Source organism: Streptomyces sp. NPDC053426 (genome assembly GCF_055585405.1).
In genome coordinates this window covers 120,232-138,956 of record NZ_JBVJKE010000016.1, presented here as the reverse complement: position 1 = coordinate 138,956, position 18,725 = coordinate 120,232, and the positions used below count along the sequence as shown (strand labels likewise).

General features: G+C 73.0%; 15 protein-coding genes and 2 pseudogenes. 5 read left to right on the top strand and 12 right to left on the bottom strand.

What is annotated here, in order from left to right; translation table 11 throughout:
- Positions 1 to 16: 16 nt before the first annotated feature.
- Entirely contained in the window at positions 17 to 2,077 is a 2,061-nt protein-coding gene (locus ACZ62B_RS29240) for an AfsR/SARP family transcriptional regulator (RefSeq protein ID WP_469692688.1), read from the bottom strand.
- A gap of 154 nt (positions 2,078 to 2,231) precedes the next feature.
- On the opposite strand from ACZ62B_RS29240, the gene ACZ62B_RS29235 reads away from it, so the two are divergent.
- Complete coding sequence (locus ACZ62B_RS29235) at positions 2,232 to 3,113, top strand: alpha/beta hydrolase (protein ID WP_469692686.1); 882 nt, start codon at positions 2,232 to 2,234, stop codon at positions 3,111 to 3,113.
- Between the two features lie 232 nt (positions 3,114 to 3,345).
- Here the strand turns inward: ACZ62B_RS29235 and ACZ62B_RS29230 are convergent, their stop codons facing one another.
- From ACZ62B_RS29230 to ACZ62B_RS29215, 4 genes are all read right to left on the bottom strand, one after another.
- Positions 3,346 to 3,969 carry a histidine phosphatase family protein gene (locus ACZ62B_RS29230; RefSeq protein WP_344566668.1) on the bottom strand — a complete coding sequence of 208 codons (624 nt, stop codon included), beginning with the start codon at positions 3,967 to 3,969 and terminating at the stop codon, positions 3,346 to 3,348.
- A 66-nt stretch (positions 3,970 to 4,035) separates the two neighbouring features.
- Positions 4,036 to 6,627: an MXAN_6230/SCO0854 family RING domain-containing protein gene (locus ACZ62B_RS29225; RefSeq protein ID WP_469692684.1), complete on the bottom strand. Its 2,592-nt coding sequence runs from the start codon at positions 6,625 to 6,627 to the stop codon at positions 4,036 to 4,038.
- Positions 6,628 to 6,848: 221 nt separating this feature from the next.
- Positions 6,849 to 8,393, bottom strand: a complete 1,545-nt coding sequence (locus ACZ62B_RS29220) for an LPXTG cell wall anchor domain-containing protein (protein WP_469692683.1) — start codon at positions 8,391 to 8,393, stop codon at positions 6,849 to 6,851.
- An 83-nt stretch (positions 8,394 to 8,476) separates the two neighbouring features.
- Positions 8,477 to 9,700, bottom strand: coding sequence for an MFS transporter (locus ACZ62B_RS29215; RefSeq protein ID WP_468880491.1), 1,224 nt, complete (start codon positions 9,698 to 9,700; stop codon positions 8,477 to 8,479).
- 133 nt (positions 9,701 to 9,833) lie between these two features.
- Here ACZ62B_RS29215 and ACZ62B_RS29210 point away from each other — a divergent pair, with 133 nt between their 5' ends.
- Both ACZ62B_RS29210 and ACZ62B_RS29205 read left to right on the top strand, forming a co-directional pair.
- Complete coding sequence (locus ACZ62B_RS29210; RefSeq protein WP_468880494.1) at positions 9,834 to 10,769, top strand: LysR family transcriptional regulator; 936 nt, start codon at positions 9,834 to 9,836, stop codon at positions 10,767 to 10,769.
- Positions 10,770 to 10,866: 97 nt separating this feature from the next.
- Positions 10,867 to 11,067 (top strand): annotated as a pseudogene (locus tag ACZ62B_RS29205) (LbetaH domain-containing protein); the annotation flags it as partial.
- A gap of 50 nt (positions 11,068 to 11,117) precedes the next feature.
- On the opposite strand, the gene ACZ62B_RS29200 reads toward ACZ62B_RS29205, so the two are convergent.
- The 4 genes from ACZ62B_RS29200 to ACZ62B_RS29185 all read right to left on the bottom strand — a co-directional run bounded on the left by ACZ62B_RS29200 (position 11,118) and on the right by ACZ62B_RS29185 (position 13,697).
- Entirely contained in the window at positions 11,118 to 11,738 is a 621-nt protein-coding gene (locus ACZ62B_RS29200) for a LysE family translocator (protein WP_468880497.1), read from the bottom strand.
- 176 nt (positions 11,739 to 11,914) lie between these two features.
- Positions 11,915 to 12,922, bottom strand: coding sequence for a DMT family transporter (locus ACZ62B_RS29195; protein ID WP_468880500.1), 1,008 nt, complete (start codon positions 12,920 to 12,922; stop codon positions 11,915 to 11,917).
- Complete coding sequence (locus tag ACZ62B_RS29190; protein ID WP_468880502.1) at positions 12,919 to 13,506, bottom strand: TetR/AcrR family transcriptional regulator; 588 nt, start codon at positions 13,504 to 13,506, stop codon at positions 12,919 to 12,921. The genes ACZ62B_RS29195 and ACZ62B_RS29190 overlap by 4 nt, the downstream gene beginning before the upstream one ends.
- Before the next feature lie 113 nt (positions 13,507 to 13,619).
- On the bottom strand, positions 13,620 to 13,697 hold the full coding sequence (locus ACZ62B_RS29185; RefSeq protein WP_465270132.1) for a 50S ribosomal protein bL37: 78 nt from the start codon (positions 13,695 to 13,697) through the stop codon (positions 13,620 to 13,622).
- Positions 13,698 to 13,956: 259 nt separating this feature from the next.
- Between ACZ62B_RS29185 and ACZ62B_RS29180 the strand changes: the two genes are divergently transcribed.
- Both ACZ62B_RS29180 and exaC read left to right on the top strand, forming a co-directional pair.
- The gene (locus ACZ62B_RS29180; protein WP_344566781.1) at positions 13,957 to 15,234 is read left to right on the top strand and encodes a GAF domain-containing protein; all 1,278 of its coding nucleotides are present in this window, start codon (positions 13,957 to 13,959) and stop codon (positions 15,232 to 15,234) included.
- Between the two features lie 102 nt (positions 15,235 to 15,336).
- The gene (gene exaC / locus ACZ62B_RS29175) at positions 15,337 to 16,860 is read left to right on the top strand and encodes an acetaldehyde dehydrogenase ExaC (protein WP_469692680.1); all 1,524 of its coding nucleotides are present in this window, start codon (positions 15,337 to 15,339) and stop codon (positions 16,858 to 16,860) included.
- A gap of 198 nt (positions 16,861 to 17,058) precedes the next feature.
- On the opposite strand, the gene ACZ62B_RS29170 is transcribed toward exaC, so the two are convergent.
- The 3 genes and pseudogenes from ACZ62B_RS29170 to ACZ62B_RS29160 form a co-directional block, all read right to left on the bottom strand.
- On the bottom strand, positions 17,059 to 17,517 hold the full coding sequence (locus ACZ62B_RS29170; RefSeq protein WP_469692678.1) for an SMI1/KNR4 family protein: 459 nt from the start codon (positions 17,515 to 17,517) through the stop codon (positions 17,059 to 17,061).
- A gap of 113 nt (positions 17,518 to 17,630) precedes the next feature.
- A pseudogene (locus ACZ62B_RS29165) lies at positions 17,631 to 18,185 on the bottom strand (helix-turn-helix domain-containing protein).
- Positions 18,142 to 18,708, bottom strand: a complete 567-nt coding sequence (locus ACZ62B_RS29160) for a hypothetical protein (protein ID WP_469692676.1) — start codon at positions 18,706 to 18,708, stop codon at positions 18,142 to 18,144. The pseudogene ACZ62B_RS29165 and the gene ACZ62B_RS29160 overlap by 44 nt, the downstream one beginning before the upstream one ends.
- Positions 18,709 to 18,725 lie beyond the last annotated feature (17 nt).

The window sequence follows — 18,725 nt, the reverse complement described above, 5'->3', positions numbered from 1 at the left end:
CCGGTGCGGGCTGCTCCTACTCTCCGTCGTCCGCCGGCCCCGTGAAGGACGGTCCCCGCCCGCCGAGGGCCGCGTCGGCGGCCCGCAGATGGTGAGCGACCGGACCGAAGGAGACCAGGCCGCTGCCGCCGCCGGCCGACTCACCGTCGGCGGCGGCGAGTTCGTCACGGGCGCGGCGCAGGACCTCCTGGTGTCCCACGGCCGCGGCGGTGCGGGCCAGTACGCACCAGAGCGCCTCCTGGAGAAGGTCGTGGGGTGGCCGGGGAACCGTCGCGAGTGCCTGCCGGGCTCGCTCGGTGGCGCCGGAGGCGGCCTGCAGCAGAGGGACGAGCCACGGCCGGTAGGGGCCGGCGTCGAGGCCGGCGAAGTCGTCGGGGTCGGGCAGGGTGCCGTCCCGCATCGACGGGACGAGCGCGACGAGGACGGCCGCTCCCCGGGTGAGTCCGGGCATGCCGTGGCCCGCGGTCTCCGCGAGGAGCTTCGCGTACCGGGGGCGGGCCGCAGGCCATCCGTCGGTCTCGCAGGTGCGCAGGGCCCGGTACCAGGAGGTGAACACCGCGGCGAGCGGCCGTTCGTTGCGGTGCGCCAGCCGGTCGATCTCCCCGGCCTCCGCGTCCGCCGCCGCGAGGTCGCCGAGACCGGCGAGGGCCTGGAGGCGGACGAGGCGGCCCAGGACCTCGTGGCCGGGCAGTTGGTGGTCGACGGCCAGCCGGGTCAGTTCGGCGCCGAGGGCGTCCCGGCGGGCGGCCGACCCACAGGTGGTGAAGGACTGCATGAAGGCGCCGTTGAGGGCGAAGGCGAGCACCGCGGGGTCGCCGAGGCGGCGGGCGAGGCGGACGGCCTCCTCGGCGGCGCGTTCGGCGCGCAGCCGCCACGGTTCGGCGGCGGAGGTGGCGGCCGCCCGGGGAAGCGGCGCGTCCGCGGCGGCGTCGCCGCGTGATTCGACGGCGACGACCGACAGCAGCCGGGCCCGCAGCGCGGGCGGTCCGTCGGGGCCGAGCCGGGCGGCGGCGCGGGCGGCGGCCCGGACGAGTCCGCCGGCGTCGGCGGGGTCGTCGGCCCGGGTCCAGACCGCCGGGACGTCGTAGGAGCCGATGATCCTCGCGGCCAGCTCCGCGTCCCCGGTCGTCTCGGCCGCGGCGACCAGCTCGCGCCGGTGCTCGCGCGCCTCCTGCAGGCCGTCGGCGCCGGTCACCGCGAGGTCTCGCAGCAGGCCGGCGGTGGCGTGCAGCCGGGCCCTGGACCGGGCGGGCACCGAGCGGTCCCACGCGGCGGCCGTGCGGTCCCAGACGCCGTCCGCCGCCCCGGCCGGCTCGGTCGCGGAGCCGGTGGTGCCGCTGAGTATGCGGGCTTCGGCGCGTGCCAGAGCGGCTCCGGTGTCCGGTCCGTACGCGCTGACGAGGGCCTGACGGGCGTGCCGCAGGGTCTCCAGGGCCTCGCCGCGGCGGCCGGACCGGTCCAGGGCGGTCGCCAGCAGCACCCACCCGTCCTCCCGCCCCGGGTGCGCGGTGACGTGGGCCCGCAGATCGACGACGGCGTCCCGGGCGGCGCCGGTGGCCAGGAGGGCGTCGGCGCGACGCTCGACCGCGTCGAGGCGGAGCGCCTCCAGCCGGGCCTGTTCTGCGGCGGCCCACGCGACGGCGGGGAAGTCGGCCAGGACCGGCCCGCGCCACTGGGCGAGCGCCTGGTCCCACAGGGCGACCGCCGCGTGCGGCGGCGCCCCGGCGGCCCGTGCGGCCGTGTCCTCGAACCTCCAGGCGTCCACCGCCTCGCGTCCGGCGCGCAGGACGTATCCGGGGCCTTCGGTGACCAGCAGCCGCGACGGCTGCCGGGAAGGGCGCCCGGGTTCCAGGGCGCGGCGCAGCGCCGCGACGAAGGTGCGGAGTGCGCCGATCGCGCCGGCCGGGGGTTCGTCCTCCCACAGGTCGGCCACGAGCCGGCCGACCGGGACCACCCGGTTGCGGGCGATCAGCAACCGTCCGAGCACCTCCCGGTGGCGGGGCGCGCCGAGCGGCAGGGACGCGCCGTCGGAGTCCCAGGCGGCGACCGGTCCCAGCAGTCCGAACTCCACACCCACGGCACGGTCCCTTCGAGGGCGGCGCCGTCCCCGGGGGTGCCGCCTGTCCACTCATCGATCGCTGATCCGGGGCCCGCAGCCTGGGTGACGTCCCCGGACGTCCCGGGCCGCCGGGCCCGGGACGTCCACTCTGCCACGAGCCACAGGAGTCGCTGTGACACACCCGAGCATCCCCGGATTCACCGAGCACCGCGTACCGGTCGGCGACGGCCTCGCGCTGAACGCCGCCGTCGGCGGCAGCGGTGCCCCGGTCGTGCTGCTGCACGGTTTTCCGCAGACCCACCTGATGTGGCGGCACGTCGCCGCCGATCTCGCCGCCGACCACACCGTCGTCTGCCCGGATCTGCGCGGCTACGGCGCCAGCGACAAACCCACGGAAAGCGGCCCGGACGTCTACTCCAAGCGCACCATGGCCCGGGACGTGGTCCGCCTCGCCGCCAAGCTGGGGCACGACCGCTTCGTTCTGGCCGGCCACGACCGCGGCGCCCTCGTCGCCTTCCGCGCCGCGATGGACCATCCGGGCGCCGTGTCCCGGGCGCTCTTCCTCGACGTCCTGCCGACCCTCGACATGTGGGACGCCCTGCACGGCGTGTCCGGCGCGGTCGGCTTCCACCTGTATCTGATGGCTCAGGCGCCGGGCCTGCCGGAACAGATGATCGAGGCGTCCGCCGACGCCTTCTTCGGTCACTTCCTCGACGCCTGGACCGAGACCCCGGACGCGATCCCCGCCGATGTCCGCGCCCACTACCTCGCGGCGTCCGCGGCGGCCGTGCCCTCCATCGTCGCCGACTACCGCGCCTCGGCCGGCGTGGACGTGGACCACGACACCGCCGACCGGGAGGCGGCCAACCGGCTGGCCATGCCGGTCACCGTCCTCCAGCAGGACTGGGGCGCGGCACTCGGCTACCACGCCCAGGGGCTGTGGAGCGCCTGGGCCGGGGACCTGCGGCACCGCACGGTCTCCTGCGGCCACTTCATGGCCGAGGAGGACCCCGCGTTGGTCGCCGGCGAGATCCGGGCCCTCCACGACCGCTGACGACCACCGTCCCGCTCTCTTCCCCGGGCGACGTACCCGGCTCACGTCTTCGCGCCACGGCCTGGCCGACAACGTGCCCGACGGCGGCGCGCGGTGGGAGATCATGCCGAGGAACCGGGTGGCGGCCGGTTCGGGACCGCCCGGTACGACCGCTCCGGCTTCACGCCCGGCCCGGTGCCGGCAAGTACAGGGAAGCCGAGCCTGAGACGCGGCAACGTCCTGCCGGTGGCCTTCAGATGTGCAGTTCGGGAGGAAAGCCCGTCCAGCGCAGCTCGGTGGGCAGATGCCGCATGTCGTTGGAGAGGAGGACGGAGGCGGGCCGGCCGGGCGCGTAGCGGATGACCGTGAGTGCCGCGTTGCAGTGGTTGAGGCCGAGCCACCGCCACTTCGGCGCGTGCATGGCGTCCCGGACGAGCCAGGCGACCAGGAAGTTGTGGGTGACGACCAGTTCGTGCCGGTCCTGTTCACCGTCCACCGCCCCGGTGAACAGGTCCAGCGCCCGGCGGGCCAGCTCGGGTCCGTGCTTCCGCTCCTCATCGCTCGCACCGGCGAGGAAGCGGAGATGGAAGTCCGCCGACTCAGCTGGGAGTTCAGCCCTCTCCGGTAGGTGGGGCACGTAGTCACCGGCGGCTTCCGAGACGTGCAGAGGGACGCTCTTCAGCTGGTCGCCAATCAGGCGTGCGGTCTGCTCCGCCCGCGGCAGGGGGCCATGGTGGACAGCGGTGAGGGGGATGTCCCGGAGGCGCCGGCCGAGCAGGGTGGCTTGCCGTCGGCCGGCCTCCGTCAGGCCGCTCTCGTCCGGTGACGCCTCGCCGTGCCGGACGAGATAGAGGTAACGGGTGGCGGTGCCGGTCATCTCGAGCTCCTTCGAATCTGCTGGTGATCTTGTGCGGCCACGGACGCCGTCCCTCCGGGCGCCGGCTCACCCGAGTTCGGCGACCAGGTCGCCGGCCGTCACGCGGACCAAGGTCTCCGAGGCGTCTCCGGGGCCGGGGAACAGCCGGTAGAGAGTGCCCGATGCCCGCGCCGGCCCGACGCCGCCGTGGACCGTGGCCACGAACACCCGCTTGCCGGAGGCGAGTTCGGCCGCCGCCCGGTCGGGGTCGGGGTGCCGGCGGTGTTCCTCGCCGTCCTCCGCCGAAGACACCCTGGTGGCGAACGCGGCCGCGTCCTCGTCCGGACGCCGCCGGTACCACAGCAGTGCGGGCTCCGGTTCCCGGGTCATCACGGCCACCTCGACGGAGCGCGCCGCCGCTCGCCAGACCGCGAGGTCCCACAGGGTGGTCCGGCCGCCGGAGCCGAACTGCTCCCACAGATCTCGGGCCACCGTGGCCAGTACGCCACCGCCGTGCGAGCCGATGCTCTGGAAGCCGCCCGTGGACGGCAGATGGGTGTCCGTCCACAGCGCCCGGCGACGGCCCAGGTCCACGATCATCGGCAGGCACACCTGCGAGTCGCCCGCCAGGTCGAAGCGCTGACGGACCGTGCGCGGATCGTAGGACGCGTCCCGCGGGCCGTGTGCGGGCAGCGCCATGAAGCCCGCGAAGGCGTCCGGCAACTCCTCGAACGGCACGTTGTTGTAGCTGAAGACCAGCGGGACGGCATAGACGTCCCCCCGCTCCGCCAGCCGCTCCAGGTGCAGGTCGACGTACTCGGTGGCGCCCCGCGGCGCGGGGGCGGACGTGAGGTCGCCGGAGTGGACCGCGGCGTCCGCGCCGTACACCAGGTCGGTGTAGTCGCACAGTCCGGTGAACCGCCACTCGGCGTCGAAGAACGCGACGGAGAGGTCCAGGTCCGTGCGGTTGCCCTGTGGTTCGGTCCAGTGCAGGAACAGCCGCAGCACCGCGCCCCCGGGCAGGGTCTGCGTGCTGCCCCGGGGCACCGCCACCAGGGCCTTCGCGGTGGACCGCTCGGTGAACGGCACGGTGAGGTCGGCCAGGCCGGCGTCCAGTACCGACAGCTCGTACGGCTCCCCGGCGGCGAACCGGCGCAGCACCTCCGCCCGCAGCAGCGTGATCGCCTCCGTCACCAGCCCGGAGGGCAGTGGAGTCCGCCGCTCCAAAACGGTCAGGGCCCGGGTGACCTCCCCGCGCGGGAAGAACACGCGGCGGCGGCCGGTGCGGTCCTCGGTACGCGTCCGCAGCGCTCCGAGCGCCGACAGCAGCGGACCCGGGCCCACCTTCGGCAGCCCGCGCAGGAGGGCTTTCTCGAGTTCGGGTTCGAGGGTGTCGGCGGTGTGCAGGCGGAGCAGCAGGTCCAGACGGCGGACCAGTTCGCCGGGACGCTCCCCGGCGAGGGCCGCGGCCCTGCCCGTATCGCCCTCGGCCACCGCCTGTTCCAGTCGCCCGGCCCAGGTGGCCGGGCGGATCCGGGTGCCGTCCACGCGGACGGCGTCCGGGTGCGCGGCGGCCGTCTCCAGCAGGGCGGCACCGAACGTGGTGCCGGGATCCACCGGGGTGCCGCGCAGGACCGCGAAGGCGAGGGCTGCGCGCGAATGCCGGGCGTGCCGCTCGAAGGGGTGCAGGACCTCCGCGGCCCGCTTCCACTCCGTGGGGTGCCGCAGCACATCCTCCACGAGGTAGGGCGTCGGCAGGTCGTCGAGGACCGAGAGCAGTTCGCGGCGCAGCGGGCGCGGCGGGCTCGTGAACCGCGACGGCGTCACCAGTCCCGCGTCACCGCCGGAGAGCACGGCGAGCAGCCGCAGCACGTCGGTGGCGGTGGTGAGTTGCCCGGTCAGCAGCTTTCGCGGTGGCAGGCCGTCCGGCGCCTCGCGCACCAGCGCGCCCAGCACCATCGCCTTGGTCTCCCGGACCGGGATGTCCCCGGGCAGCAGGCCCTGGCCGGCCGGGGTGAGGGGCAGCAGTGTCAGCAGGTCGTCGCGGTCCTGCGGGGAGAGCGGGGTCCGGCGGGCCAGCAGGGCGTCGACCACGGCGGTGGCGTCGGCGGCCCGGTCCGTGCCCAGGCGCAGCAGCCGCAGTGGTCCTGGCACCGGTGCCTTGGCGGCGCCGACGGCGCGGACCGGCCGCAGGAAGGGGTCGTCGGCGTCGATACGACGGTGACACACCGGGCAGCCCGCGTAGTCGGACCCGTCCCAGCACAGCCGGCACACCAGGTGCGCGCAGGGCGAGACGGGGAACACCGTGCGTGCCTCGCCGCACAGCACGCAAGGCTGTTCCGGCTGTTGCAGCAGGTAGGCGAAGACCCGGTCCACGTACAGCGCCTCGGTGTCCCGCGGCACGGTGCGCGGGAACCGGCGGAAGAGCGGGACGTGGGTGCGGTCGGAGCCGAGCAGGTCGTCGGTCAGCCCGACCAGGCGGGTGTGCGCGACCGCCAGTTCCTCCGAGGGCAGCGAGTCGAGCGCCGCGTGCAGCCGGGGAGAGAGGAGGTGGCCGCGGCCGAGCAGTTCGGCCTCGAGCCGGCGCAGTGCCGGTCCTGTCCCGCGGCCGGACGCGAGCGCCCCGTCCACGTACACGGTCTGGATACGGCGCAGCAGTACGGACTCGGCAGCGAGCAACAGGGGGAACCCTCCACGACGACCGGGACAGGGGAACGGGGGCGGAGAGTGGGCGCGCTGGGTCTTTTCGCAGAAGGTGAGAAGGATGCGCGTCAGGGAGCCGCCCCCGTCGCACCCGATCCCATCACACACGCGCACGGTCGCCAAACGAATAAACGGTCTTCCTCGGTGCGAGCGTCTGACGACCGTGCGCCGCTTCCCGTAGCGGTCCTACGGCGGTGTCAGTGGGAGCGCCGGCGTCGCAGGCCGACGAGGACGACGGTGCCCAGCAGCAGGGCTCCGGCGCCTGCCGTGACGACGAGCGCCGTGTGGGTCGTGCCCGTGGCGGGGAGTGTGCCGCCGGACGGTGCCGTCGTGGTCGGGGTGGTCGGGGTGGTCTGCGCGTCGAAGGAGAAGGTGACGCTGTCGTTGGAGGCGTCCGGGTCATGCAGGGGGACGCCGGCCGGGCCGGGGCGTACGGTCGCCGTGCCCTTGGCGCCGTCGTAGTCCTCGGTCAGTTTCACCCGCAGGATGAACAGTTGGCTCTTTCCGGGAGTGAGGTCGAACGGCACGGGGCACACGTAACGCCGGTGACCGGCCTCGAACGGCGCCGTCTCGGTGGCGCTGACCCGGAGCAGGCATTCGCCGTAAGGCCTGTCCTCCCCCTCCTCGTAGATGTTGCGGGACCCGACCATGCCCTTGGGCAGGACGACGTCGACCACGACGACGGGCTTCTCGTCGACCACGTACACGGAGGCCGGTCCGTGGTTCACGGCCCTGAAGTCCAGGGCCCACCGGTCCTGATCGACCTCGACGGTGGCAGCGAAATCCGCGGAGTTGTCGGCCGCGACGGTGAACCGGCCCTCGGCACCCTTCTCGAACGCGCCTTCCGCCCCGGACGCCGGCACCAGGCGGAGTGCGGGCCCGGTGCCCTGGTGCCTGCCGACGCCTCCGGTGGCGGGTTCCTGGCCCGGCTCCAGCAGGCTGGCCGAGTAGTCGACCACGTTGGTCAGGACCCGTTTGCCGACCTTGGCGGTGAGGGGGCTGCTCAGCTCCACGGTGGCCCCCACGGCCACGGGCGCGGTGACGACGCAGGTGACGGTCGTCCGGCCGGCCGGTTCGGGATCGAAGTCCTCGTCGTAGGTGCAGTTGGAGAACTTGTGGTCGAAGAGCAGACCGCCCTCCGATGCCCAGCGCAGCTGGATGCGCCGGTCCGTGGCCAGATCACCGGTGTTGCGGAGCCGGAGCGGGATGTCGATCCGGGATCCGACGGCGGCGTGCGTCGTGTCCGGCACCTTGCCGACCACCAGGTTCGGGACGCCGACGACCACCTTCGCCGTCGCGGTGGCACCGGTCCCGTGCTCGGCGGTGACGGCGTACTTGATCGTGCCGGTGTCGCCGAGGGTCGCGCCCGGGGCCGCGCGCAGGGTGAAGTCGACCGACCGGCTCTGCGTGGATTCCTCGTTGACGCAGGTGAAGACCCGCCCTTCGGCCTCGCACCTCGGGTCGTCGGCCGAGACGTTCGCGATGCCCGCGAGATCACGCGCGTCGATGACGAGCGTCTCGTCGGTGGGGGTGGGAACCTGCGCCCCGCCGTCCCAGAACCCCCAGCTCACATGGACCGGCTGGGCCGCCGGTCCCACGTTGATCTGCTTGCCGGCACTGATCGTCGCGTACGCCTGCGTCGGCAGAGGGGACGGGTCGTCGGCGACAGCGGTCGCACCGGGCGCCAGGGCTGACACCACGGCAGTCAGCACTGCCCCGAACATCGTTCGCTTGGACTTCATACGCATTCCGATGCACGGGGTGCCCCGAAGGTTGCCCACAGGCACGCCTGTTTCCGTGGGCGCGTCCGCGGAGGCCGTCGCGGTCACGCCGGGACAGGCCGCTTCTCAGACGGGCGGCGGAGCAGCAGCGGGGTCGCCAGCAGGAGCACGCCGGCCAGTCCGATGGCCGTGCGCGGACCGAGCAGGCTGCCCAGCACGCCCCACAAGGCTGTCAGGAGTGCGGTCGTGGCCCTGGTCGTCACCGCCCAGGCGGTCAGTGTGCGGGTGACCCGGTCGGTCGCGACGCGCTGGAGGCGGTAGGTGGCGTGGACGGGGTTGAAGACCCCGCAGCAGAGGATGAGCCCGAACTCGACGCCGATCACCAGCAGCAGTCCGCCGGTGCCCGGCCCCAGGAAGGTCAGGCCGATGGGCCAGACGGCGCGCAGCGACCCGGCCGCGACCAGGATCCGGTGCTGCCCGAACCGGGTGACGAGCGGCCGGGCCAGCCGCGATCCGAGCAGCCCGCCGATCGAGGGCGCGGCGAAGGCGAGGCCGTACTGCCACGGTGCGAACCCCAACTGCCCGAGCATCTGGACGGCCAGCAGCGGTTGGGCGGCCATCACCAGGCCGTTGAACAGGGCGGTGTTGAAGAACAGCGGACGCAGGGCCGTGTCGGAGAGGATGTACCGCCAGCCGTCGAGCAGGTCCCCGGCTCGCATGCGTGCGGCCTTCCGGCGCTCGGGCCGCGACTCGTGCCCGCCCGTCGCACGGATGCCCAGAGCCGAGAGCAGGTGGCTGACCGCGTCGGCCACCACCGTCGCCACCGGGCCGAGCAGCCCGACCGCCGCGCCGCCCAGCGGCGGTCCGACGATCGTGATCGTCCAGGCCGTGGACTCGAACCGGGCGTTGGCGACGAGCAGGTCCTCGGCCGGCAGCAGGTTCTTCAGGTAGGCGCCGGAGGCGGCGCGGAAGGTGATGTCGGCCGCCGCGACGACGACCGAGACCAGCAGGAGCTGGAGGAAGGTGAGCGCGCCGAGCGCGTACGCGGCGGGGACCGTCAGCAGCGCCGCGAACCGCGTCAGGTCCATCGCGATCAGCACCTGCCGCTTGCGGCGGAACTCCACCCACGGGCCGAGCGGCACAGCCACGGCCGCGCCCACCGCGGCCCCCACGGAAGACAGCGCGGCGACCTCGGCCGGTCCGGCGTGCAGCACCTGGACGGCGATCAGCGGGAACGCGCCGAAGGCGAGCCATGTGCCGAGCGCGCTGGTCCCGTACGCCGCCCAGAACCATCCGAACGGCCGCCCCAGCCGGTGTCCGTTCTTCATGTCCGGTTCCCCTCGCCCTTGATCCGCACAACCGGTCCGCGACCGGGAGTATCCAAGCGAGGGCCATGGCCGGGGATCAAACAACCGGAGGTCCGCCGGCCACAACCAACGGTTGTGACATTAGGGTGGTGGTGTGGACCTCGACGCCGTACGGACCTTCGTCGCCGCCGCGGACGCGGGGCGGTTCCAGGAGGCCGCCGCCGAGCTGGCGGTCACCCAGCAGGCCGTGTCCAAGCGCATCGCCTCGCTGGAACGCGGCCTCGGCGTGCGGCTGTTCACCCGTACCGCCCGCGGTGCCCGGCTCAGCATCGACGGGCAGGCGTTCCTTCCCCACGCACGCGAACTGCTGCGCGTCGCCGAGCGTGCGGAGGCGTCCGTGCGTCCCGGCCGCCGTCCGCTGCGCGTCGACGTGATCGCCTCGCGTGTCGCGCCGTCGGGCCTGATGCGCGCCTTCCACCGCGCCTACCCCGAGATCGACCTCGACGTGGTGATGCTGTTCGACGTCGGGACGGCCGTCGCCGCCCTCCGGTCCGGAACGATCGACGCGTCCTTCCGCGCCGTCGCCATGCCCGGCCGGCCCCTTCCCGAGGACATCGAGTCGGTCCGGGTGCTCGACGAGCCGCTCCAGCTCCTCACCGGCCCCGCCCACGCGCTGGCGGCCGCCCGGTCGGTGACCGTCGCACAGCTCGCCGGGCACCGGATCTGGATGCCCGGCATCGTCCCCGGAACCGAGTGGGCCGCCTACTACGACGACCTCGTCGCCGAGTTCGGCCTCACCATCGAAGCCACCGGCCCCAACTTCGGCTCCGACGCGCTCCTCGACACCGTCGCCGACACCCCGGCCCTCGCCACCCTCATGAGCGAGCGGACCCGTCTCGTCTGGCCGGCCGGCCACGACCTGCGCCGCCTCCCGGTCACCGACCCGACCCCCGTCTACCCGCACTCGCTCCTGTGGCACCGCGACAACCCGCACCCGGCGCTGGCCGTGCTCCGCGCCCACCTCGCCACCACATCGGCGGGCCACGACGCCGCCGGGACCTGGACACCCGACTGGGTGACACCGCGCTGAACGCCGCCGCGTCCACGCTCGTGCGAGCCGTCGTCCCGCCGTTCACCGAAGGGGCGCTCCCCCGGAGGTCGCGCCCTCTTCGGACCCGGACAGCGTCGGCGTGCGGTTCATCACGAACGGCGCCGCCCACCGCGTGGACGGTCCCTCGACCTCTCCCTTCCCCACCATGGGCGGCTCGCGGGCCGAGCACTTCGACCTCCTCACCGGCCTGCCCGGCCGGGGGGACACCGTCGTCGGGAACGACGTCTGGTTCGGCCACGGCACGACGGTGACGCCCGGCGTGCGGATCGGGCACGGCACGTGAAGCGGGCGCGGCCTGTGGGGTGAGCGGCTGTTTCGGCTCTCCGCTCAGGGTTGGGAGGTGGCGACCTTGACCCCGAACCCGATCAGGACGACACCGGTGACGCGGTCCATGGCGCGTCGTACGGCAGGCTTCTCGAAGAAGGCGCGGGCCTTGGCCAGCACCAGCACGTAGCTGCCGAGCCAGACGAGTGTCAGGGCCGTGTGGATGAGGACCAGCAGGGTCATCCCGAGATGCGGTGAGAGGCCGGACGGCGCGAGCGTGGGCAGGAGGCCGGTGTAGAAGATCGCGATCTTCGGGTTGAGGACGTTGCTGACCAGCCCCGTGCGCCACGGGTTGCCGGACGGGGCCGCGGGACCGGCCGCCGGCGTCACCGAACGACCGCTCCGGCTCTGCAGCAGGGCCTGGACGCCCAGGAAGCCGAGGTAGAGAGCCCCGGCGAGCTTGACGACCGTGTAGGCCGTGGCGGACGCCGCCAGGACGGCCGCCAGACCGACCACCGTGAGCGCACCCCAGATGAGCAGTCCCGCCGTGATGCCGCCGACGGTGCGCAGGCCGTCCTGCCGGCCGGACGAGACGGCTCGCTTCGTCACCACCGCCATGTCCGGGCCGGGAACCACGGTCAGGACGGCGAGCACGCCCATGGCCGCGAGGAGCTGAACGAGCATGGGTTCAGTCTCGCACCCGGGACCGTCCGCGGTTTCCGAGGGGCGGCCTCGCGGAACGGTCGAGCCGCGCCCCGTGTCCCCGGCGAAGACGGTGGCGATACGTCACCGCGCTCACCGCTGTGACCGCCGTTCACCGAGCCGCGCGTGACGCCGGGTCGCGTCCGGGTGTCGTGGGTTCATGGGGTTTCGGCGTGCCCTGCCAGTGCGGCGGTGTCCGTCCGGGCGGCGGCGTTCGCCTCCGTGGTGGTCGCCCGGGACCTCGCCGTGGTGCGGGCCGGCAGGGTGAGTACCGCAAGGCATCCGACGACCAGGGCGATGCCGGCCCATCCCGGCAGGGGCAGGCGTTCACCGACGACGAGCACGGCCAGGACTGCGGCGACGGCGGGTTCCAGCAGCGAGAGGGTGGTCGCGGTGCTCGCCGGAACGTGTGCGAGGCCCCAGCCGAACAGGACGTATCCGACGAACATCGGCACCAGGGCCATGTAGATGCCGACGGACGCGTTGGACCAGGAGTCGAGGAGCGGGCCCCCGGTGGCCAGCAGCACCGGCAGCAACAGCAGTCCGCCGAGGCCGAAGACCGTACCCATGGCCGCGCCGGAGGTGACACCGCGGCTGATCAGACGATGGGCCGCCCAGGAGTACAGGGCGTAGGTGAGCCCGGCCACCAGGCCGAGCCCCACGCCGAGCACGGTCTCCCCCGCGGACCGGGCCCCGGAGCCGGAGTGGGCGCCGGCGGCTTCGGCCGCGCACAGCAGCACCGTCCCGGACAGGCCCAGCGCCGCGCCGGTCATCCAGCGGCGCGTGAGGCGGCGCTCGTCGACGACGCGCTCGATCAGGGCCGAGGCGAGCGGGGCCGAGCCGATCGACACCACGGTGCCGACGGCGACCCCGGCCAGACGCATGGAGGAGTAGAAGGCCAGGGGGTAGGCCCCGACCGACAGCAGGCCGATCAGCACCGCCCCCTTGTGCGCCCGCAGCCGAGGGGCTTCCCGACGGATACGCGGGGCGGCGACGAGGGCCTGGAGCAGTCCGCCCAGGCCCATGGCGACGGCCCCGATCGCGAGCGGTCCCACCGCGGGGGCGAAGGTCGCGGCGGTGCCCGTGGTGCCCCACAGCACCGACGCCACCAGCACGCACACCGCTCCCGCACCCGTCGTACCGCCGCGGGGCCGGCGCCGGGTCACAGCCGGTCCAGCAGGTCGGTCGCCATCGCCCGGGCGTGCTCCAGGCGCGTGCCCACGCCCTCCAGGCCGGCGCGGGCCATCGCGCCCTCCAGCAGGAACGCCAGGTGCTCCGCCACCGCGCGCGCTTCCGCGGGCCGTCCGGGAAGCAGCTCCTCGAGGTGGCCGGCGAGCAGGGACTCGACCTCCTCCTTGTGCCGGCGCACCACGGCCCGGCCCTCGTCCCCGGCGGGCAGCTCGGCGGCCGCGTTCAGCAGACCGCAGCCCCGGAACCCGTGCTCGTAGGCGTGGGCGGCGTGATCGGCATACGCGTCGAAGACGGCCAGCACTCCCCCGCGGCCGTCTTGGGACCGCTCCAGCCGGCGCCGGTACAGGCCCAGCCACTCCTCATGCCGTGCGTCGAGGTAGGCCCTCACCAGATCGGCCTTGGAGGAGAAGTTGTTGTACAGGCTCATCTTCGCCACGCCCGCCTCGGCGGTGATCGTGTCGATGCCCGTCGCCGTCACACCGTCCGCGTAGAAACGGCGCGCAGCGGCGGCGAGCAGCTTCTCCCGCGCGGCCCCTCGCCGCGTTCCGGTCTCGCTCATCACAGCTCCCTCCTGCACTAGGTAGATCAGTCTACCTAGTGCAGGAGGGAGCTTTTCGGTGAGTCGCCCGGCACCGGCTCGTCCTCAGCGCTGCCGGCCGGCGGTACTCCCGTTCAGGACTGCGGTCGCTTCCCGTGGTTCGCCGCGTGGTTGCGGCGCGACTTCTTCTTGCGGCGCCTCTTCGAGGACATGCGCGTCTCCCTGGTGACATACAGCCGTGAGACCACGTCTCACCCGGCACTTCCCGGACCGACGAACGGCAACGGCCCGTTCAGCCAGTGTTCCCCGCGGTGCGGGGCGCCGCCACTCGCACACCGGCCGGCCAGGTCACCGGAGCCAGGGGAGGCCATGCCGGCGGCGACGGCGGGGACCGCCCTCGTCGACATGGTTGTCGCCCCGCGCGCGCCGGGCGACGATGTCCCCCAGCGCATCGCCCCGCGGGAGGCCATGGTGACCGATCCCTGGGTGGCCCTGGAGCCAGGAGCCGACCCTGCCGAGCGCGTACGCGTGCTGCACCGGGCGCACGATGCCTTCACCGAAGCCGGTACGGTGCCGCGCCCGGTGCGCGGCGTGGTCGCCGAGTCGTGGCGGCGCTCGGCACGCGCCGGGGTGCACCCGGACGGCACCGCCGACATCGAACTGACGGACAGTGATCTGGGGGCCTGCCGGGCCGAGCACCCGCTGGCGCATGTGATGCCGCTGTTCCGGGAGTTGCTGGGCACGTTCGTCTCCGACGGCCGGCACCTGCTCGCGGTGTGCGACGCGCGCGGCAGGCTGCTGTGGGTCGAGGGGCACACGTCGACGCTGCGGCGGGCACGGCGGATGAACTTCGTGCCGGGCGCGCGGTGGTCGGAGAGCGCGGTCGGGACGAACGCGCCGGGCACGGCGGTCGCCGTGGGCCGTCCGGTCCAGGTGTTCGCGGCCGAGCACTTCGTGCGGCGCGTACAGCCGTGGACGTGCGCGGCGGCCCCGGTCCACGACCCTCGCACGGGGCGGCTGCTCGGTGCCGTGGACATCACCGGCGGGGACGGCCTCGCGCATCCGCACAGCCTGGGGTTCGTGCAGGCCGTGGCGCGCGCGGCGGAGTACCGGCTGGCGCTGCTCGCCCCCGGGAGCCGGGCTGCCGGCGGGCCCGAACTGGCGGCACTGGGCCGCGACCGGGCGGTGCTGACGACGGAGGGCCGCAGGATCCGGCTCAGCCGCCGGCACAGCGAGATCCTCGTCCTGCTGGCCGGGCGTCCCGACGGCCTGACCGGTGACGAACTGCTGTGCGCCCTGTACGAGGACGAGTCGGTGACGCCGGTGACACTGCGCGCGGAGCTCGCCCGGCTGCGCCAGGTCCTCGGGCCGGGACTGCTCGCGTCGCGGCCCTACCGGCTCACGGCGTCCCTGGAGTCGGACGTCGCCGTCGTCGAACGCCGGCTGGCGACCGGTGCGGTCACCACCGCCCTGGCCGCCTACCCGGGCCCGTTGCTGCCGGCCTCGCGGGCCCCCGCGGTTGTACGGCTCAGGCGCCGCCTCGCCGACGGTCTGCGCGCGGCGCTGATCGCCCGCTCGGATCCCGACCTGCTGGCCGACTGGGTCCACGCGCCGTGGGGCGAGGAGGACGTGGAGGCGTGGCGGGCGCTGGCCACGGCCCGGCCGACGGCCGTGAACCGGGTCCGGCTGGCCACGCTCGAATCGGAGTTGAGGGCCCCGGACGGCTGGACCCGCTTCGAGGACCGGTAGCGACGCCGCCCGTCCGCAACGTGGTTGCAACGTCCGTGTCCCTACGCTCCGGCGCGGAGCTGCCCGACGGCGGGCAGCGCTGCCGAAGGAGGCCAGTTCCGTATGACCCGTTACGCGGCGCCCGGGAGCGAGGGCGCGATCGTCTCCTACCAGTCCCGCTACGACCACTTCATCGGCGGCGAGTACGTACCTCCGGTCGCGGGGCGGTACTTCGAGAACCCGAGCCCGGTGAACGGACAGCCGTTCACCGAGGTGGCGCGCGGCACGGCGGAGGACGTCGAGGCGGCGCTCGACGCGGCGCACGCGGCCGCGCCCGGCTGGGGGCGCAGGCCGGCGTCCGAGCGGTCCGACATCCTGCTGAAGATCGCCGACCGCATGGAGGCCGGCCTGGAAGCACTCGCGGTGGCGGAGAGCTGGGAGAACGGCAAGCCCGTGCGGGAGACCCTGGCGGCCGACATCCCGCTGGCCATCGACCACTTCCGCTACTTCGCCGGGGCCGTGCGCGCCCAGGAGGGCTCGCTCAGCGAGGTCGACGACGACACGGTCGCCTACCACTTCCACGAGCCGCTGGGCGTCGTCGCCCAGATCATCCCGTGGAACTTCCCCATCCTGATGGCGACATGGAAGCTCGCACCCGCCCTCGCCGCGGGCAACGCGGTCGTCCTCAAGCCCGCCGAGCAGACGCCGGTCTCCATCCACTACTGGCTGAGCCTCGTCTCCGACCTGCTGCCGCCGGGCGTGCTGAACATCGTCAACGGCTTCGGCCCGGAGGCCGGAAAGCCGCTCGCGTCGAGTCCGCGGGTGGCGAAGGTGGCCTTCACCGGCGAGACGTCCACGGGGCGGCTGATCATGCAGTACGCGGCCGAGAACCTGAAGCCGGTCACGCTGGAGCTGGGCGGCAAGTCGCCGAACATCTTCTTCGACGACGTGTGGGAGAAGGACGACGAGCTGCGTGACAAGGCCCTCGAGGGGTTCACGATGTTCGCGCTGAACCAGGGCGAGGTGTGCACGTGCCCCTCCCGGGGACTGATCCAGCGCGGCAACTACCCCGACTTCCTGGCCGCGGCCGTCGCCCGCACCGAGCTGATCAGGCCCGGACACCCGCTCGACACCGACACGATGATCGGCGCGCAGGCCTCCAGCGAGCAGCTCACCAAGATCCTGTCCTACATCGACATCGGCCGGAAGGAGGGCGCCAAGGTCCTCACGGGCGGCGAACGCGCCGAGTACGACGGTGACTTGAAGGGCGGCTACTACGTGCAGCCGACCATCTTCGAGGGCGACAACCGGATGCGCGTCTTCCAGGAGGAGATCTTCGGTCCCGTCGTCTCGGTGGCCTCGTTCGACGGCTTCGACGACGCGATCAGGATCGCCAACGACACGTCGTACGGCCTCGGCGCGGGCGTGTGGACCCGCGACATCAACACGGCCTACCGCGCCGGGCGCGCGATCCAGGCGGGCCGCGTCTGGACGAACTGCTACCACGCCTACCCCGCGCACGCGGCGTTCGGCGGCTACAAGCAGTCCGGGATCGGCCGGGAGACGCACAAGATGATGCTGGACCACTACCAGCAGACGAAGAACCTGCTGGTGTCGTACTCGCCGAAGAAGCTGGGCTTCTTCTAGGCGCAGGGAAAGGGCGTCTGACCAGGGCTGATGCCCGGCAGGCGCCCTCCTCGGAGCGCTTTTGAGCAGCGAGCGGAAACACACCCTTGATCCCGATGTCTCCCACCCGTGTCCCAGCTCTGACCAGCGGTTCCGGGGCGTTTCCGGGCCAAGGTCTCGCCAACAGCGCCTGATGGAATGGGCGCTTGGTGCCTGCGGTTACAGGTTTTCCGTCTCGCCGTCGGCGATGAACCGTGTCAGGCAGTGCTCCAGCAGCTCCAGGAACTGCCGCAGGTCATCGGCCACCTTGTCGAGCTCCGGTTCGTCCAGCGACGCCGTCCGCGTCCGGTAGACCGCCCCATCAGGGCCCGCGAGGTAGGCCAGGCCACCACCGTTCGAGCCGATGACCAGGCCATGGACCTTTCGGTCCGTGCCGGCATCGACGATGCCGTCCTCCTGGAGTCGCTGCAGGACGTCGATGGCCGGCTCGAGGAAGTAGCCGTTGCCGACGTCCGCCCAGGTGACATCGCCGATGCTGTCGTAGAAGGTGACCAGGTCAGCTGGTGCAGGGGCGACTTGGGCAAGCCTGCGAGCCGCGACTCGATCACCGTGGCCGGCCGGCCGGACCTCGTTGGTCCCAGGAGGGAAACCGTGCCGATCCTCGAACTCGCCCGTCATGGCCGCGAGAGTCCTGGAGATTCCGTCCGTCCACGAGGTCAGCCAGGCGGGCGAAAGCGATCGGTCACTCATGATGCCGGATCATGGCATGAGCCAAGGAGCCGTTTTCAACCTCATGCTGACGCATGGTGAAGGACGGGGACGGCCTTCACGCTGTCGCGTGATGCGGTTGGTGCCGCAACGGAGTTTCCGCAGCAGGCGCCGGCCTTTCAAGGCGGCCATGGCCTGCTCGCCGACGCAGCGGATCTTGGCATGGGTGGTGTTGTGCCGTCGCTGCCACCGCTTGAGTCGACGGCCCCGGAACGGGACACGGACGGGGCGGCCCGCGCCCTGGTACGCCTTGTCCGCCCAGCACTTGAGTCCCGCCTCTGTGAGGGCGTGGACGATCCCGTGTGCGCGGGCCGCGGTCAGGTCGTGCGTGCCGTCCTCATCGCCTCGGCCAGACTCGGTGCGAGGACGGCGAGCACTTCAACGGCCTCGCGCACGTAGCGACAGACGGTCGCGATGCCGATGCCGAACCCGGCGGCAAGCTGTACGCAGGTGTCGCCGCACCGCAGGTGGGCCAGGGCCGGCAGAGCCTGCCGCCCCGGCGCCACCGTCAGGCTGGAAACGGCCCAGTGCCGGTCATTGCACTTCCTTCTTCTGGTAGTTCTCGAATGTGGGCGGATTGGCCCACGACCCGTAGCCCGGCGCCTTCGCGCCGGATGGGTGGGCACCGATCGCCCGCCACAGCAGTCCCTCGGTGTAGGCGTCGGGGGAGACGACGAACGGGGGTGTGCGTCCGTCTCTGCCGTGCGCGCGGTCTTCCCCGGCCTGGTGCTGTCCGGACGCGGGCTGCCTGGGCCGGCTTCCCTCGGGCTGGCTGTCATCCGGGACGGTGGGCTTCGCTCCGCCCCGTCCGGGCGCCGTCCAGGCCGCCACGTCCACGCGTCCCGCCAGTTCCGGGCCGTACCAGACGCCGACGTACCAGAGCTTGATGATGCTTTTCACGACTGGATCGGCGGGAACGACAGAGGGATCGGCAGAGATCACTTTCTGGATCGCATCCGGCCCTTCTTGATTCACGACCGTTTCGTAGTACGCCTCTGCCTGACCGGTTCCCCATAGGTCGAACTCGTTGAACCCGGTCACAGTGGCAGAGAACTTCACGAATTCGCGTAGCTTCTCTTGTGTGGTCGTTCCTTGCGTCACGATGCCACCTCCTTCGA

Excerpts from the sequence above, each read along its gene's own strand:
- ACZ62B_RS29230 (WP_344566668.1), bottom strand. The coding sequence starts at position 3,969 with ATGACCGGCACCGCCACCCGTTACCTCTATCTCGTCCGGCACGGCGAG.
- ACZ62B_RS29220 (WP_469692683.1), bottom strand. The coding sequence starts at position 8,393 with ATGAAGTCCAAGCGAACGATGTTCGGGGCAGTGCTGACTGCCGTGGTG.
- ACZ62B_RS29215 (WP_468880491.1), bottom strand. The coding sequence starts at position 9,700 with ATGAAGAACGGACACCGGCTGGGGCGGCCGTTCGGATGGTTCTGGGCG.
- ACZ62B_RS29200 (WP_468880497.1), bottom strand. The coding sequence starts at position 11,738 with ATGCTCGTTCAGCTCCTCGCGGCCATGGGCGTGCTCGCCGTCCTGACC.
- ACZ62B_RS29190 (WP_468880502.1), bottom strand. The coding sequence starts at position 13,506 with ATGAGCGAGACCGGAACGCGGCGAGGGGCCGCGCGGGAGAAGCTGCTC.
- ACZ62B_RS29185 (WP_465270132.1), bottom strand. The coding sequence starts at position 13,697 with ATGTCCTCGAAGAGGCGCCGCAAGAAGAAGTCGCGCCGCAACCACGCG.
- exaC (WP_469692680.1), top strand. The coding sequence starts at position 15,337 with ATGACCCGTTACGCGGCGCCCGGGAGCGAGGGCGCGATCGTCTCCTAC.
- ACZ62B_RS29170 (WP_469692678.1), bottom strand. The coding sequence starts at position 17,517 with ATGACGGGCGAGTTCGAGGATCGGCACGGTTTCCCTCCTGGGACCAAC.